13 protein-coding genes are annotated in these 16935 nt (G+C 69.3%); 10 read left to right on the forward strand and 3 right to left on the reverse strand.

The window, feature by feature from the left end; translation table 11 throughout:
- Positions 1-143: 143 nt before the first annotated feature.
- On the reverse strand, positions 144-4118 hold the full coding sequence (gene eccCa / locus ACGF2Y_RS02465) for a type VII secretion protein EccCa (RefSeq protein ID WP_392942528.1): 3975 nt from the start codon (positions 4116-4118) through the stop codon (positions 144-146).
- A 453-nt stretch (positions 4119-4571) separates the two neighbouring features.
- On the opposite strand from eccCa, the gene eccD reads away from it, so the two are divergent.
- The 6 genes from eccD (at position 4572) to ACGF2Y_RS02495 (ending at position 11720) form a co-directional block, all read left to right on the forward strand.
- On the forward strand, positions 4572-6074 hold the full coding sequence (gene eccD, locus ACGF2Y_RS02470) for a type VII secretion integral membrane protein EccD (protein WP_392942576.1): 1503 nt from the start codon (positions 4572-4574) through the stop codon (positions 6072-6074).
- 177 nt (positions 6075-6251) lie between these two features.
- On the forward strand, positions 6252-6542 hold the full coding sequence (rpsO, locus tag ACGF2Y_RS02475) for a 30S ribosomal protein S15 (RefSeq protein ID WP_015611843.1): 291 nt from the start codon (positions 6252-6254) through the stop codon (positions 6540-6542).
- A 343-nt stretch (positions 6543-6885) separates the two neighbouring features.
- Positions 6886-9102, forward strand: a complete 2217-nt coding sequence (locus ACGF2Y_RS02480) for a polyribonucleotide nucleotidyltransferase (protein WP_392942578.1) — start codon at positions 6886-6888, stop codon at positions 9100-9102.
- Positions 9099-10478: a M16 family metallopeptidase gene (locus ACGF2Y_RS02485; RefSeq protein ID WP_392942530.1), complete on the forward strand. Its 1380-nt coding sequence runs from the start codon at positions 9099-9101 to the stop codon at positions 10476-10478. The genes ACGF2Y_RS02480 and ACGF2Y_RS02485 overlap by 4 nt, the downstream gene beginning before the upstream one ends.
- A gap of 25 nt (positions 10479-10503) precedes the next feature.
- On the forward strand, positions 10504-11256 hold the full coding sequence (gene dapB, locus ACGF2Y_RS02490) for a 4-hydroxy-tetrahydrodipicolinate reductase (RefSeq protein WP_392942532.1): 753 nt from the start codon (positions 10504-10506) through the stop codon (positions 11254-11256).
- A gap of 11 nt (positions 11257-11267) precedes the next feature.
- Positions 11268-11720, forward strand: coding sequence for a hypothetical protein (locus ACGF2Y_RS02495; RefSeq protein ID WP_392942534.1), 453 nt, complete (start codon positions 11268-11270; stop codon positions 11718-11720).
- A gap of 76 nt (positions 11721-11796) precedes the next feature.
- Here ACGF2Y_RS02495 and ACGF2Y_RS02500 read toward each other — a convergent pair whose 3' ends face one another.
- A complete protein-coding gene (locus ACGF2Y_RS02500) occupies positions 11797-12348 on the reverse strand; it encodes a hypothetical protein (protein WP_392942536.1) in 552 nt (183 codons plus the stop codon).
- Between the two features lie 109 nt (positions 12349-12457).
- Positions 12458-12697 carry a hypothetical protein gene (locus ACGF2Y_RS02505; RefSeq protein ID WP_392942538.1) on the reverse strand — a complete coding sequence of 80 codons (240 nt, stop codon included), beginning with the start codon at positions 12695-12697 and terminating at the stop codon, positions 12458-12460.
- Positions 12698-12894: 197 nt separating this feature from the next.
- Here ACGF2Y_RS02505 and thyX point away from each other — a divergent pair, with 197 nt between their 5' ends.
- From thyX to ACGF2Y_RS02525, 4 genes are all read left to right on the forward strand, one after another.
- Entirely contained in the window at positions 12895-13632 is a 738-nt protein-coding gene (thyX, locus tag ACGF2Y_RS02510; protein ID WP_392942540.1) for an FAD-dependent thymidylate synthase, read from the forward strand.
- A 151-nt stretch (positions 13633-13783) separates the two neighbouring features.
- Positions 13784-14725: a 4-hydroxy-tetrahydrodipicolinate synthase gene (gene dapA / locus ACGF2Y_RS02515; protein WP_392942542.1), complete on the forward strand. Its 942-nt coding sequence runs from the start codon at positions 13784-13786 to the stop codon at positions 14723-14725.
- Positions 14726-14834: 109 nt separating this feature from the next.
- On the forward strand, positions 14835-16520 hold the full coding sequence (locus ACGF2Y_RS02520) for a ribonuclease J (RefSeq protein WP_392942544.1): 1686 nt from the start codon (positions 14835-14837) through the stop codon (positions 16518-16520).
- A gap of 105 nt (positions 16521-16625) precedes the next feature.
- Positions 16626-16935 (forward strand): hypothetical protein (locus ACGF2Y_RS02525; RefSeq protein WP_392942546.1); only part of this gene is annotated, 310 nt, incomplete at its 3' end.

Below are 16935 nucleotides of genomic sequence, written 5' to 3' on the forward strand. Positions count from 1 at the left end.
GCGGGAGGTGTCCACCCTGAGCTGTGTCCCAAGGCTGGGGAGCTGTGTCCCGAGACCGGGACCTCCTCACGAGAGCCGGATCGGGGGACGGGACGGGACGCACGGAGGATCCGTGCGTCCCGTCCCGTCCCCGCTTCGCCGGCCTACCGTTCCCCGTCCATGAGCCCCGTCTGCACCAGCGGGTTCCCCCGCCGGCGCGTGACGAAGATGCCCCGGCCCGCAGGCATCGGCCGCGGTCGTACGTTGCCGAGGACGTCGCCCTCGTTCGGGTCGCCCGACAGCACCACGCCCTGTGCGCCCAGTTCGATCATGCGCTGGAGGAAGGGTTCGTACAGGGCACGGCTGGCCCCCGCCGTATTGCGGGCGATGATGAAGCGGACGCCCACATCGCGGGCGAACGGCAGCAGCTCCGTGATCGGTGACAGCGGGTTGCCGCTCGACGTGGAGACCAGGTCGAAGTCGTCGATGACGACGTACACCGTGGGGCCCTGCCACCAGCTCTGGTCGCGCAGTTCCTGCGCCGTGACGTCGGCGGACGGTGTGCGGCGCTTCATCAGATCGTGCAGCGCCGTCATGTGATGTTCCATGTTGTTGGACATCGGGATGTACTCCGCCAGGTGCGAGCGCGGGGTCACGTCCAGCAGCGAACGCCGGTTGTCGATGACGAAGAGCTTGCAGGAATCACCGTCGTACCGCTCGGTCAGCTGCTTGATGAGCAACCGCAGCAGGTTCGACTTCCCGGACTCGCTCTCGCCGAACGCCAGGAAGAACGGGTCCTGCTCGAAGTTCAGGAACACCGGCTCCAGGTTGTTCTCGTCGATGCCGAAGGCGACACCGCGCTCCGGTACCGCGTAGCCGGCCGGGAGCTCGCTCACCTCCAGCGCGCGCGGCAGCAGACGCACCGCCGGGGCGGGCGCGGCCGTCCAGTGGCGGGCGACCTCCTGGTTCATCGCCGCGGTGGCCTCGGAGAGGTCGCTGTCGGAGTTGATGCCGTCGATCCGCGGCACCGCCGCCATGAAGTGCAGCTTCTCCGGGGTCAGGCCGCGGCCCGGCACCCCGGCCGGCACGTTGGCAGCCACCTTGCGGTCCAGTTCGGAGTCCATCACGTCGCCGAGCCGCAGCTCCAGACGGTTCATGAGGTGGTCCTTCAGACTGGCCCGCACCTCCATGGAACGCGACGCCGTGACGATCAGGTGGATCCCGTAACCCAGTCCGCGGGCCGCGATGTCCGTGGCCGCCGACTCCAGCCCCTCGTAGTCCGTCCGGAAGCTGCCCCACCCGTCGATGACCAGGAACACATCCCCCCACGGCTGGTCCGTCACCGAGATCTCACCGCGCGCCCGCAGCCTGCGGAACGTGGCGATGGAGTCGATCCCGGCGCTGCGGAAGTACTCCTCGCGCCGCGCCAGGATGCCGTACACCTCGGCGACCGTACGGCGTACCCGCTCGGGGTCGAGCCGGGACGCGATGCCGCCGACATGCGGCAGCCCCGCGATCGAGGACATGCCGCCGCCACCGAAGTCGAGCCCGTAGAACTGGACCTCCTCCGGTGTGTGGGTGAGCGCGAAACCGGCGATGAGCGTCCGCAGCAGCGTCGACTTCCCGGACTGCGGCCCTCCGGTGATCTGCATATGACCGGCCGCGCCGGAGAAGTCCCGGTAGAGGGTGTCGCGCCGCTGCTCGAACGGCTTGTCGATGACGCCCAGGGGCACGACCAGCCGGCCGGCGCCCTCGAAGCCGGGCTGGGTCAGCCCCCGGCCCTGCACGGGGGAGAGCCCCGGCAGCAGCTCGTCCAGCGACGGCGGATTGTCCAGCGGCGGCAGCCACACCTGATGGGCGGAGGCGCCGCGGCCCTCCAGCCGGCGCACGATCACATCGAGCACCGTGTCCGCCAGCGCGTCGTCCTCCGTCGAGCGCTGATCCGGTACGCCCGCGGGCTGCGCCGCCGGCTGAACGTACTGCACCGGAACCGGGGCGGCCGTGAACGGAACCGGCCTGCGGTCCACCGGCAGCGGAGCACCCGGCGCCGCGGCCCGGTGCGCGCCCGAGCGGTACACCCCGGAGACGTACGCGGCCTTGAACCGGACCATCTCCTCCGTACCGAACTTGAGCAGCCCGGAGCCGGGAACGTTGGGAAGGTGGTACGCGTCGGGCACGCCGATCGCGGCCCGCGACTCCGCCGCCGAGAACGTCCGCAGACCCACCCGGTACGACAGATACGTCTCCAGACCGCGCAGCCGCCCCTCCTCCAGACGCTGCGAGGCCAGCAGCAGGTGCACGCCCAGCGAACGGCCGATACGGCCGATCTGGACGAACATGTCGATGAAGTCGGGTTTGGCGGTGAGAAGTTCGCTGAACTCGTCGATGACCAGGACGAGGGAGGGAATGGGCTGCAGCGGCGCACCGGCCGCGCGCGCCTTCTCGTAGTCGTGGATGTTGGCGTAGTTCCCCGCGTCGCGCAGCATCTCCTGCCGGCGGTTGAGCTCACCGCTGATGGAGTCACCCATACGGTCGACCAGCGTCAGGTCGTCCGCGAGGTTGGTGATCACAGCCGCGACGTGGGGCATCTGCGCCATACCCGCGAAGGTCGCGCCGCCCTTGAAGTCGGCGAGGACGAAGTTGAGCGTCTCCGAGGTGTGGGTGACGGCGAGGCCGAGCACCAGCGTACGCAGCAGCTCGGACTTGCCGGAACCGGTGGCGCCGACGCAGAGACCGTGCGGGCCCATGCCCTCCTGCGCCGCCTCCTTCAGGTCCAGCATGACGGGCGCGCCGTCCTCGCCGACACCGATCGGAACCCGCAGCCGCTCCGCCTGCGATCGCGGCCGCCAGGTCCGGCTGACCTCGACCGAGGCGGCGTCCCCCAGGTTCAGCAGATCGGTGAACTCCAGATTGGCCAGCAGCGGTTCGTCGTCGTCCCCGCCCGTGGCCATGTGCAGCGGGGCCAGCTGGCGGGCGAGCGCCTCGGCGGCCTCGTAACTCAGCAGGTCCGGAGCCCCGTCGTAGACGAGCCCCTGCCCCGATTCCAGCTGCAACGACTTCGGCTGCACCACGATGGAGAGGCCCCCACGGGCCCCCGTGACCTCGCCCGGCACGACCTCGATGACCGTCACGCCCTGCAGGCCCTCCGCCGAGGCGAGCACCGACATGGGGGGCACCGACTCGCCGTCCAGGACGACGACGACATGGGGCTGTTCCATGAGCGGCTGCCCGCCGGGCTGGAAGCGGGGCCTGCCCTCCAGGTGCCCGGCCAGCAGCTCCTCCAGGGCCAGGGCACTGGTGGTGATGAGACGTCGGCTCCCGGCCCCGTCCACGGGCCCGGAGGCCTGGACGTGCGGGAGCCACTTCGCCCACTCCCACTGCGGCGCCGCCTCCGTACCGGTCACGACCGCGATCACCAGGTCCTGCGGAGAGTGCAGCGAGGCCAGCCCGCCGACCATGGCCCGCGCCGCGGAGCGCGCGGAATCCTCGTGGCCGCTGATCGTCAGGTGATAGAACGCCCGCAACGAGACGGCCATGGGCAGGCCGTCCAGCGTGGAGTGCGTCGCCAGGAACTGCTGCATCGCCCCGGCGGCCAGCGGCTCCAGTTCGTCCAGGGGCGCCGTCTCGGGGGCGATGAGCGGCGTGGCCAGCTCCTGGCTGCCCAGCCCGATGCGCACCTGCGCGAAGTCCGCGTCACCCGCGCGCCGCTCCCACACCCGGCTTCCCTCGGCGACGAGCGCCCACAACTGCTCGGGAGAGGGGTGGAGGTAGAACTGCGCGTCGCGCTGCTTGCGCGCCGTCTTCAACACCGTACGCCGGGTCTGTGTCAGGTACTTCAGATAGTCGCGGCGCAGGTCCGCGAGCTCCCCCTGGGTGCCCCGCCGGTACCGCACGAGCATCGCGATGGCCATGGCCACCGTCGAGGCGATCATGACCATGCCCATGATGCGCATGATCGGGTTCGGCGTCATGAAGAAGAAGACGACCGAGCCACCCATGCCCAGCATCGGCAGGAGCTGCATCAGCGCCCCCTCCTGCTGCCCTCGGGGGAGCTCCGGCGGAGGTTGCAACTGCACCTGCTCGACCGGCACTTCGGTGGGCAGAGCCCGCGGCGGGCGCTTGACGACGATCTGGCTCACAGCTCACCAATTCCCTTGCCGGACGGAAGTGTTCCTATCGGCGCCCCCGTGGCGACGGGCTCCATCCGCGGGAAGGATCCTACTGGCGTGGCGACGGCCCCATGGCGGTAGGGTGTCGCGACGCGTGTACGCATCCGCTAACTGTCGCGAGAAGACGGTCATTCGGGACGTGCGGTGCGATCCGTGGTCCCGGTGGTGTGTTTCCGGCAGAAGCGGACGCGGCCCGGCAGAAGCGGCGGCAGCGTAAGCGAACGGTCGGCGCGAGCGATCGGCGACCGCGGCGCGAAACAGCATCAGCAGAAGCACAGAACCAGGCAGAAGCGCAGAACAAGCAGCGCAGCAGCAGAACAAGGCAGCACAAGCAGCGCAGCAGCAGAACAAGGCAGCACAAGCAGTGCGGAACGAAGCAGCGCAGAACAAGGCAGCACAAGCTAGGGGGAGCACCAGGTGACCATGACGGCCCAAGCGGCAGCCACCGGATCCGGTCGGCAAAGTCACGGGACCCCGTCCGGCAGCGGCACCGGATTCTGCCGGGTCACGGTCGTCGCGCCCGACGGCCGTGTCGACGTGGCCCTGCCCGAGGACATCCCCGTCGCCGATCTCTATCCCGAGATCCTCCGGCTGTCCGGACAGAGCCCCGCCCCCGGCGCACCGGTCGGCTACCACCTCGTACGCCGCGACGGCACCGTCCTGGACAGCGCGCGTACGCTCGCCGGCCACCGCATCCTCGACGGCGAGCTGCTGTCGATGCGGCCCTTCTCCGCATCACTGCCCCCCGCCGTCTTCGACGACGTCTCGGACGCCGTCGCCACCGCCGTGGCCAAGGACCGCACGCTCTGGGGCGACGCGCTCATGCGGGGAGCCGGCCTCTTCGGCGGTTCCGTCCTGCTGGCCCTGCTCGGCTTCGTGCTGTGGACGGCCGACCCGCTCCACGACATGCACAGCCTGCCGGGAATCCTGGCGGCGGTCGCCGCCCTGCTCCTGCTCGCCTTCGCCTGCGTCCGCGCACGGGTGTACGAGGACCGGGCCTCGTCGATCGCGCTCGGCACCGGCGCCCTGGCGAACGCGGCGGTGGCCGGGTCCGGGCTGCTCCCCCTGAGCGCCGGGCAGGGCATCGGACGGCTGCAGTTCCTCCTCGCCTGTGCGGCGGTCCTGGTCGTGGCGGTCGTCCTGATGATCGTCGCGCCCGGCGGGGACGGGCCGTTCGTCGCGTTCGTCTTCGCGAGCGCCGTCGGCCTCCTGGTCACCTTCACCGCGATCCTGACCGGCATGGAGCCGATCGAGTCCGCCGCCGTGTGCTCCCCGCTCGCCGTGGGGGCGCTCGCCTTCCTGCCGGGGCTCTCCACCCGCTTCGCCCGGCTGCCCATCGGATTCGAACCGCCCCGCACCACGGTCGGCGACTACGGGACCTCCGACCCCGCGCCCTCCGGCCCGGTGGACGCCGTACGCCTCGCCGCCCAGGCGCGGCGCGGCCACGAACTGCTCCTCGGTCTGGTCGGCGGCTGCGCCCTGGTCGCCGTGGCGGCCGCCGCCGTGCTGGGGTTCTCGGACAACGTCTGGGGCCAGCTGCTCGCCCTGGCCACCGGGGTCGCCATGCTGATGCGCGCCCACCTGTTCCGCTACACGGCCCAGGTCGGCTGCACGCTCGCCGCGGGACTCGGCTCGCTGGTCCTCCTGGGCCTGGGGCTGTCCCTCAACCCGCCGGGCACCATGTTCCGGGACGCGCTGCGGGGCGACGGCGCCGCACTCGACATCCGTACGGTGTGGCTCGCCGCCGCGGTCGCGGGCGTCGCCGTCCTGATCACCGCCATCGGCCTGATCGTGCCGCGCAAGGGAGTGACCCCGTTCTGGGGACGCTTCCTGGAGATCGCCGAAACGGTCGTCCTCCTGACCCTGCTCCCGCTCTGCCTCGCGGTCTTCGACGTCTACCACTCGATCCGGGCCCTCACCAGCTGATCAGCGGCGGGGCGTGACCCGAATGGCTGGTACTCTGTCCAGTGGCCGTTTGTGTACGCGCCCTCGGATCATCCTGGGGGCTGCGCTCATCGGACCTTCGCCTCCGAGTCACGGAAGCTCCCCTGAGATCAAGACCAGGGGCACTCGTGGGCGCTTCGAACATCAAGAGGAGTACGCGTGCCGCTCGACGCCGCTACGAAGAAGCAGATCATGTCCGATTTCGCCCAGAAGGAGGGTGACACCGGATCCCCCGAGGTCCAGGTCGCCATGCTCTCCCGCCGGATCTCGGACCTGACGGAGCACCTCAAGACGCACAAGCACGACCACCACTCCCGTCGTGGTCTGCTGATCCTGGTCGGCCAGCGTCGCCGCCTCCTGCAGTACCTGGCCAAGAAGGACATCCAGCGCTTCCGTGCGCTCGTCGACCGCCTCGGTATCCGCCGTGGCGCGGCCGGCGGCGCCAAGTAAGGACGCTGTGAAATGGGAGCGGTTCCCGGGTTCGAGGGGACCGCTCCCTTTGCCGTACGTGCACGACCGGTGTCAAGCTCAGTAACCTGGGTGCAGCGACACCCGCACGAGCAGGACCGCACGAGCGAGAACGCGTCAGCGGGAACGCACGAGCAGGAAGCACGACCAGCAGGAACGAGGGAGAGGCGCGACGACGCCGCCGCCGGTCCTCGGTAGTGGCCCCCGGGAACATGCCCGGGAGCTTCGATCGAAGACCGGCCCGCATCCACGGTGCGCCTCTCCCGCACCGTCCCCCGCCACACGGGCGTGAGGACGAAAGACGACGAGTATGGAGAAATCACTAGTGGAGAACGAGACCCACTACGCCGAGGCCGTTATCGACAACGGAACCTTCGGCACCCGCACCATCCGCTTCGAGACGGGCCGCCTGGCCAAGCAGGCCGCCGGCTCCGCCGTCGCGTATCTGGACGACGACACCATGGTGCTGTCGGCCACCACCGCTTCCAAGCGGCCCAAGGAGAACCTCGACTTCTTCCCCCTCACGGTGGACGTCGAGGAGCGGCAGTACGCGGCCGGCAAGATCCCCGGCTCCTTCTTCCGCCGTGAGGGCCGGCCCTCCGAGGACGCGATCCTCACCTGCCGCCTGATCGACCGGCCGCTGCGCCCCTCCTTCAAGAAGGGCCTGCGCAACGAGATCCAGATCGTCGAGACGATCATGGCGCTCAACCCCGACCACCTGTACGACGTGGTCGCGATCAACGCCGCCTCCTGCTCCACCATCCTGGCGGGCCTGCCCTTCTCCGGCCCGATCGGCGCCACCCGCGTCGCCCTGATCAAGGGCCAGTGGGTCGCGTTCCCGACGCACACCGAGCTCGAGGACGCCGTCTTCGACATGGTCGTCGCCGGTCGCGTCCTGGAGGACGGCGACGTCGCGATCATGATGGTCGAGGCCGAGGCCACCGAGAAGACCATCCAGCTCGTCAAGGACGGCGCCGAGGCTCCCACCGAGGAGATCGTCGCCGCCGGTCTGGACGCCGCGAAGCCCTTCATCAAGGCGCTCTGCAAGGCCCAGTCGGACCTGGCCTCCAAGGCCGCCAAGCCGGTCGGCGAGTTCCCGGTCTTCCTGGACTACCAGGACGACGTCTTCGAGGCGCTCTCCAAGGCCGTCACCTCCGAGCTGACGCAGGCGCTCACCATCGCCGGCAAGCAGGACCGCGAGGCCGAGCTGGACCGCGTCAAGGAGATCGCCGCGGAGAAGCTCCTCCCGGTCTTCGAGGGCCGCGAGAAGGAGATCTCCGCCGCGTACCGCTCGCTGACCAAGAAGCTGGTCCGCGAGCGTGTCATCAAGGACAAGGTCCGCATCGACGGCCGCGGCGTCACGGACATCCGTACGCTCGCCGCCGAGGTCGAGGCCATCCCGCGCGTGCACGGCTCGGCGCTGTTCGAGCGTGGCGAGACCCAGATCCTGGGCGTCACCACCCTCAACATGCTCCGGATGGAGCAGCAGCTGGACACCCTCTCCCCGGTGACCCGCAAGCGCTACATGCACAACTACAACTTCCCGCCGTACTCCGTCGGTGAGACCGGCCGCGTGGGCTCGCCCAAGCGCCGCGAGATCGGCCACGGAGCGCTCGCCGAGCGCGCCATCGTGCCGGTGCTGCCCTCGCGTGAGGAGTTCCCCTACGCGATCCGCCAGGTCTCCGAGGCGCTGGGCTCCAACGGCTCGACGTCCATGGGCTCGGTCTGCGCCTCCACCATGTCGCTGCTGAACGCCGGTGTGCCCCTCAAGGCCGCCGTCGCCGGTATCGCCATGGGCCTGATCTCGCAGGAGATCGACGGCAAGACCCACTACGTCGCCCTCACCGACATCCTCGGTGCGGAGGACGCCTTCGGCGACATGGACTTCAAGGTCGCCGGCACGAAGCAGTTCGTGACCGCGCTCCAGCTCGACACCAAGCTCGACGGCATCCCCGCCTCGGTCCTGGCCGCCGCGCTGAAGCAGGCCCGTGACGCGCGTCTGCACATCCTGGACGTCATGAACGAGGCCATCGACGTCCCGGACGAGATGTCCCCGAACGCCCCGCGGATCATCACCGTCAAGATCCCGGTGGACAAGATCGGTGAGGTCATCGGCCCCAAGGGCAAGATGATCAACCAGATCCAGGAGGACACCGGCGCCGACATCACGATCGAGGACGACGGCACCATCTACATCGGTGCCCAGCAGGGTTCGCAGGCCGAGGCCGCCCGCGCCACGATCAACGCGATCGCCAACCCGACCATGCCGGAGGTCGGCGAGCGCTACCTGGGTACGGTCGTCAAGACCACCACCTTCGGTGCGTTCGTCTCGCTCATGCCCGGCAAGGACGGTCTGCTGCACATCTCGCAGATCCGCAAGCTCGCCGGTGGCAAGCGCGTGGAGAACGTCGAGGACGTGCTCGCGGTCGGTTCCAAGGTCCAGGTCGAGATCGCCGAGATCGACTCCCGCGGCAAGCTCTCGCTGATCCCGGTCGTCGAGGGTGAAGACGAGGACGAGAAGAAGGACGACACCGACAAGTGACGTCCCGTAGTTCCGCGACGACGGCCCGCCCCTCTTCGGAGGGGCGGGCCGTCGCCCGTACCCAAACGCTTCTCAAGGGCAGCAACGGCATCGGAACGGTCCGCCGCACCGTCCTCCCCGGCGGTCTGCGGATCGTCACCGAGACCCTGCCCTCCGTCCGGTCCGCCACCTTCGGCATCTGGGCCAACGTCGGTTCCCGCGACGAGACGCCCACCCTGAACGGCGCGACCCACTACCTCGAACACCTCCTCTTCAAGGGCACCGCCAAGCGCACCGCCCTCGACATCTCCTCCGCGATCGACGCGGTCGGCGGCGAGATGAACGCCTTCACGGCGAAGGAGTACACCTGCTACTACGCGCGGGTCCTGGACACCGACCTGCCGCTGGCCATCGACGTCGTCTGCGACATGCTGACCGGCTCGCTGATCGCCTCCGAGGACGTCGACGCCGAGCGCGGCGTCATCCTCGAAGAGATCGCGATGACCGAGGACGACCCGGGCGACTGCGTGCACGACCTGTTCGCGCACACCATGCTCGGCGACACCCCGCTCGGCCGCCCCGTCCTCGGCACCGTCGACACGATCAACGCGCTGAACCGCGGCCAGATCGCCCGCTTCTACAAGAAGCACTACGACCCCACGCACCTGGTCGTCGCCGCCGCCGGCAACGTCGACCACGCCACGGTCGTGACCCGGGTCCGCCGGGCCTTCGATCGTGCCGGAGCCCTCTCCCGCACGGACGCCGTCCCGATGGCGCCCCGCGAGGGCTCCCGCACCCTGCGCACCGCGGGCAAGGTCGAGCTGCTGAACCGCAAGACCGAGCAGGCCCACGTGGTCCTCGGCATGCCCGGCATCGCCCGCACCGACGAGCGCCGCTGGGCCCTCGGCGTCCTCAACACCGCCCTCGGCGGCGGCATGAGCTCCCGCCTCTTCCAGGAGGTACGGGAGAAGCGCGGCCTGGCCTACAGCGTGTACTCGTACACCTCGGGCTTCGCCGACTGCGGCCTCTTCGGGGTGTACGCGGGCTGCCGGCCCAGCCAGGTCCACGACGTCCTGAAGATCTGCCGCGACGAACTGGACCGGGTGGCCACGCACGGTCTGGACGACGACGAGGTCGCCCGCGCCATCGGACAGCTCTCCGGGTCCACCGTCCTCGGCCTGGAGGACACCGGCGCCCTCATGAACCGCATCGGCAAGAGCGAGCTGTGCTGGGGCGAGCAGATGTCGGTCGACGACATGCTCGCGCGCATCGCGGAGGTCACCCCCGACGACGTACGGGAGGTGGCGGGCGAACTCCTCACCCGGCGCCCCTCGCTCTCGGTCATCGGCCCGCTCAAGGACAAGCAGGCGGACCGCCTCGACGAAGCGGTCTCCTAATCCCTTAATCCCCCAAGGAATCAAGATGAGCAAGCTGCGCGTAGCCGTTCTCGGTGCGAAGGGCCGCATCGGCTCCGAGGCCGTACGGGCGATCGAGGCCGCCGACGACCTGGAGCTGGTGGCGGCCCTGGGCCGGGGCGACAAGCTGGAGGCCCTCGCCGACGCGGGCGCCCAGGCCGTCGTCGAGCTCACCACCCCCGCATCGGTGATGGGCAACCTCGACTTCTGTGTCCGGCACGGCATCCACGCCGTCGTCGGTACCACGGGCTGGACCGACGAACGGCTCGCGCAGCTGACCACCTGGCTGGCGGGTTCCCCGGGGACGGGCGTCCTGATCGCCCCGAACTTCTCCATCGGCGCCGTCCTGACCATGAAGTTCGCGGAGCAGGCCGCCCGCTGGTTCGAGTCCGTCGAGGTCGTCGAACTGCACCACCCGAACAAGGCCGACGCCCCCTCCGGCACCGCCACCCGCACCGCCCAGCTCATCGCGGCGGCCCGCGCGAAGGCGGGCAGCGCGCCCCAGCCGGACGCCACCGCCACCGCCCTGGACGGCGCGCGCGGCGCGGACGTCGACGGCGTCCCGGTCCACGCGATCCGGCTCCGCGGCCTGCTCGCCCACCAGGAAGTGCTCCTCGGCGGTGAGGGCGAGACCCTCACCATCCGCCACGACTCCCTCCACCACAGCAGCTTCATGCCGGGCATCCTGCTCGGCGTCCGCGGTGTGGTGACCACTCCCGGCCTCACGTTCGGCCTGGAACACTTCCTCGACCTGAACTGACTGAGCCCACCATGCGCGCAAAGATCACCTACATCGTCACGGCCGCCGTCCTGGTCTTCTACTTCGTCCTGGTCGGCAGCCGCGGCCTGATGCTCATCCGGCACGGCACGCTGGTCACGATCACGTTCGGCGTCGCCGTGCTGATCCTGCCGGTGATCGGTGTCTGGTTCCTCTGGAAGAACACCCAGTTCGTCCGCCGCGCCAACACCCTGGCCGCCGAGCTGGACGCCGAGGGCGGCCTGCCGGTCGACGAACTGGTCCGCACTCCGTCCGGCCGCATCGACCGGGACTCCGCGGACGCGGTCTTCACCAAGCGCCGTGAGGAGACCGAGGACGCCCCGGACGACTGGCGCACCTGGTTCAGGCTGGCCGTCGCCTACCAGGACGCCAGGGACACCCCGCGCGCCCGCAAGGCCATGCAGAGGGCGATCGCCCTGCACAGATCCAGCCCGTCCGGCGTTTGAGGGCATCTTTCACTCCGTACGCGGATGAGCCCGGGACCCACAAGGGCCCCGGGCTCATCCACGTACAGGCGACGGCTCACACCTGCCGGTACTCGTCCGCCCAGGCCTCAACGGCATCCGTGGCCCGCTCGAACGCCTCCTCACGCCCGAGGAAGTCCGCGTTGTGGTCGGTGGCCAGCGGCGGCAGCGTCTCACCGCCGGGCCGGACCACGACGAGCGCCTGGCCCTGGACCGTACGGGGAAGGCCCATCCACTTCACGGGCTGCTGGACCGTACGCACCGCCGACGTACCGCTCCAGGCCACCGTGGTGGTCCGGAAGAAGGCGACGCGCCGCACACCGTGCCGGCTGACCCACGCGCCGACCCGCAGCAGCCGCAGGGCGGCGGCGATCACCGCACCGGACAGGGCCAGGAACACGGTGGCGCCCGAAGGCGCTCCGGCGACACCGATGATCATGGCCGCGAGCAGAACGAACGAGGCCAGCAACAACAGGGTGGCCGCCGCCGCGACCCGCCACGGGCCGGGGCGGTAGGGCCGCCGCCAGCTGTCGTGGTCGTCGAACGGCAGCGCAACGTCCTCCGCGCTCGCATCGAATGCGCGGTCGGCCGTCAGAAAGGGCAGGGGCACGACTCATCCTCACTCACAAGCACGCTCGATTGCTGTGCCCGGTGAGGCTACCGAGGGTGCCACCGGCCCGACCACCCCAGGGGGGCCGTACGAGTCAGCGGCGTGCCGGTCAGCGGCCCTGGGACGCGGTGGACTGCTTGTCGTGCTCTGCGGACTGCCCGGAGTCGAGCGCCGGGAGCCCCAGCAGCAGGGAGCCCACGAGACCGGCGACCACGGTCAGCCCGACGAGGGACCGCCCCAGCAGCTCGGGAACGGTGACACGGGCGGAGGGAGGGGGAGTGACGTTACTGCGGAATCGGTCGGACTCGGCGACGAACGAGAACGGGACGGCTTCACGCCGGCGGAACATGAGGAAGATCTCCTTGATCTCGGTGACGGTGCTGCTGATGAGTCAGACGTACGAAGGGCCGGGTCGGTGCCCGAATCGCCGTACTTGTTGGGGGAACTCCACGAACGGCTGCCCGATCGGCCCGCTTGCACGCAGGCAGTCGAGTGGCCCGTAAAGTGGTCGCCGCCCGAGCGAAGCCCCTGGAAGGACCCCTGTCGGTGACCGACACTCCCGAACCCGCAAAGCCCCACTTCCGCAGCGACGTCACCGTCGAGCTGGTGAAGAGCGACGCGCGCGACGCGGACGTGCTGTTCGCCGCCCGGGTCTCCACGGCCGGCGAGCAGTCGCTCGAAGAGGTCACCAAGGACCCCGAGCGCTCCAAGGGGCTCATCAACTACCTCATGCGGGACCGGCACGGCAGCCCGTTCGAGCACAACTCGATGACGTTCTTCGTCAGCGCCCCGATCTTCGTCTTCCGCGAGTTCATGCGGCACCGCGTCGGCTGGTCGTACAACGAGGAATCGGGCCGCTACCGGGAGCTGGATCCGGTCTTCTACGTCCCCGGGGCCTCCCGGAAGCTGGTCCAGCAGGGCCGCCCCGGCAAGTACGAGTTCGTCGAGGGCACCGAGGAGCAGTTCGACCTCACCACCCGCGCCATGGAGGAGTCCTACCGGGCCTCCTACGCGGCCTATCAGGAGATGCTGGCGGCGGGCGTGGCCCGCGAGGTCGCCCGTGCGGTCCTGCCGGTCGGCCTCTTCTCCACGATGTACGCCACCTGCAACGCACGCTCCCTGATGCACTTCCTGGGCCTGCGCACCCAGCACGAACTGGCGAAGGTCCCGTCCTTCCCGCAGCGCGAGATCGAGATGGTCGGCGAGCAGATGGAAGCCTGCTGGGAGCAGCTCATGCCGCTCACTCATGCGGCCTTCAACAAAAATGGACGGGTAGCCCCGTAGGTGGTGTCCGTATTGCGGCGTTTCGAGAAGTTCATCTAGGCTGATCAAACGGACCCGGCACTGCTTGAACCCCCGAGCAGGCAGTGCCGGGCTCCTCTTCCCCGTCCCCCGAGGGGACCCCGCGCGCTGAGCAGCGAGTAGCGTGTTACCCATGGCTCCGATCTCCACTCCGCAGACCCCCTTCGGGCGGGTCCTCACCGCTATGGTCACGCCCTTCACGGCGGACGGCGCTCTCGACCTCGACGGCGCCCAGCGGCTCGCCGCCCACCTGGTGGACGCAGGCAATGACGGTCTGATCGTCAACGGCACCACCGGTGAGTCCCCGACCACCAGTGACGCGGAGAAGGACCAGCTCGTGCGGGCGGTGCTCGAAGCGGTCGGCGACCGAGCGCATGTCGTCGCCGGCATCGGCACCAACGACACCCGTCACAGCGTCGAGCTCGCCCGGACGGCCGAGCGCACCGGCACCCACGGACTGCTCGCCGTCACGCCGTACTACAACAAGCCGCCGCAGGAGGGCCTGCTCCGGCACTTCACGGCCATCGCCGACTCCACCGGCCTGCCCGTGATGCTGTACGACATCCCCGGCCGCAGCGGGGTGCCGATCGACACGGAGACCCTCGTCCGGCTGGCCGATCACCCCCGGATCGTCGCGAACAAGGACGCCAAGGGTGACCTGGGCCGCGCCAGCTGGGCCATCGCCGAATCGGGCCTCGCCTGGTACTCCGGCGACGACATGCTCAACCTGCCGCTCCTCTCGGTCGGCGCGGTCGGCTTCGTCTCCGTGGTCGGCCACGTGGTCACCCCCGACCTGCGTGCCCTGATCGACGCGCACCTGAGCGGCGACGTCCAGAAGGCCACCGAGATCCACCAGAAGCTGCTCCCGGTCTTCACCGGCATGTTCCGCACCCAGGGCGTGATCACCACGAAGGCCGCCCTGACCCTCCAGGGCCTCCCGGCCGGACCGCTGCGCCTGCCGCTGGTGGAGCTCAGCGCCCAGGAGACGGCCCAGCTCAAGATCGATCTCGCCGCCGGCGGGGTACATCTCTCATCACAGACTTCTTTGATCGCAGATCACGGACTTCACAACTGAACAGCGGGGCGACCCGCGTCAAGCACCACCCCAAGACAACAGCAAGTGCACGAATGACATGCACGCCACGTGCCTAGCGGTACGTGGCGTGCGTGGTAAGGAGAGTCTTTTGAGTCATCCGCATCCTGAACTCGGTACCCCGCCGAAGCTCCCGAAGGGCGCCCTGCGGGTCACCCCGCTCGGCGGCCTGGGCGAGATCGGCCGCAACATGACGGTCTTCGAGTACGGCGGCCGCCTGCTCATCGTCGACTGCGGCGTCCTCTTCCCCGAGGAGGAGCAGCCGGGCATCGACCTGATCCTGCCGGACTTCACCACGATCCGGGACCGCCTGGACGACATCGAGGGCATCGTCCTCACGCACGGCCACGAGGACCACATCGGTGGTGTCCCGTTCCTGCTGCGCCTGAAGCCGGACATCCCCCTCATCGGCTCGAAGCTGACCCTCGCGCTCATCGAGGCGAAGCTCCAGGAGCACCGGATCCGTCCGTACACCCTTGAGGTCACCGAGGGACAGCGCGAGCGCATCGGCGTCTTCGACTGCGAGTTCATCGCGGTCAACCACTCGATCCCGGACGCACTCGCGGTCGCCATCCGCACCCCCGCGGGCCTGGCCGTGGCCACCGGTGACTTCAAGATGGACCAGCTTCCGCTGGACGGCCGTCTCACCGACCTGCACGCGTTCGCCCGGCTGAGCGAGGAGGGCATCGACCTCCTCCTCTCCGACTCCACGAACGCCGAGGTTCCCGGCTTCGTACCGCCGGAGCGGGACATCTCCAACGTCCTGCGCACGGTCTTCGCGAACGCCCAGAAGCGCATCATCGTGGCGAGCTTCGCCAGCCATGTGCACCGCATCCAGCAGATCCTGGACGCCGCCCACGAGTACGGCCGCAGGGTCGCCTTCGTCGGCCGCTCGATGGTCCGCAACATGGGCATCGCCCGGGACCTGGGCTACCTGAAGGTTCCCGCCGGGCTGGTCGTCGACGTCAAGACCCTGGACGACCTCCCGGACGACGAGGTCGTGCTGGTCTGCACGGGTTCGCAGGGTGAGCCGATGGCCGCCCTCTCCCGGATGGCCAACCGCGACCACCAGATCCGGATCGTTCCCGGCGACACGGTGATCCTCGCGTCGTCCCTGATCCCGGGCAACGAGAACGCGGTCTACCGGGTGATCAACGGCCTGACCCGCTGGGGCGCCAACGTCGTCCACAAGGGCAACGCCAAGGTCCACGTCTCGGGCCACGCCTCGGCCGGCGAGCTGCTGTACTTCTACAACATCTGCAAGCCGAAGAACCTGATGCCGGTCCACGGCGAATGGCGCCACCTGCGGGCCAACGCCGAACTGGGCGCCCTCACCGGCGTGCCGAAGGACCACATCGTCATCGCCGAGGACGGCGTGGTCGTCGACCTCATCGACGGCAAGGCCAAGATCGTCGGCAAGGTCCAGGCCGGTTACGTCTATGTCGACGGGCTCTCCGTCGGCGACGTCACCGAGACCTCCCTCAAGGACCGCCGCATCCTCGGCGACGAGGGCATCATCTCGGTCTTCATCGTGGTCGACAGCTCCTCCGGCAAGATCGTGGGCGGCCCCCACATCCAGGCCCGGGGCTCCGGCATCGACGACAGCGCCTTCGTCGGGGTCACGCCGAAGATCCAGGAAGCCCTGGACAAGTCGGCGCAGGACGGCGTGCTGGAGCCTCACCAGCTCCAGCAGATGGTCCGCCGCGTCGTCGGCAAGTGGGTCTCCGACACCTACCGCCGGCGCCCGATGATCCTTCCGGTCGTCGTCGAGGTCTGACCCCTCCCGACCGCCTGACCTGGAGCGGGGCCCCCGATTTGCATCGGGGAGCCCCGCTCCAGTACGTTTACGTCTCCGCCTGAACGGGAAGCACCGCGCGCACCCGTGCGCCTGGAGATTCCCGAACAGGGCGGGAATTCCGACTCAGAATCTCTGATAAAGTCGGATCCGCCGAAAGGCAAGGCCACTCCACAGGCCACCGGAAATCGAATTCGGACCGGAAACGGAACGAATGAGAGTCTGGTAAAGTTGGAAACGCCGGAAAGGGAAAACGCGAAAGCGGAGGACCTGGAAAGCGAAAACTGCTTGACCCGCTTCGACCGGGAATCGGACACGAAAGAGTCTGATAGAGTCGGAAACGCAAGACAGCAGGACACAGCAGGAAAACGAAGGGAAGCGCCCGGAGGGCCCCGGT

The sequence above is a fragment of the Streptomyces sp. NPDC048142 genome, from assembly GCF_043202835.1.
GTDB lineage: Bacteria > Actinomycetota > Actinomycetes > Streptomycetales > Streptomycetaceae > Streptomyces.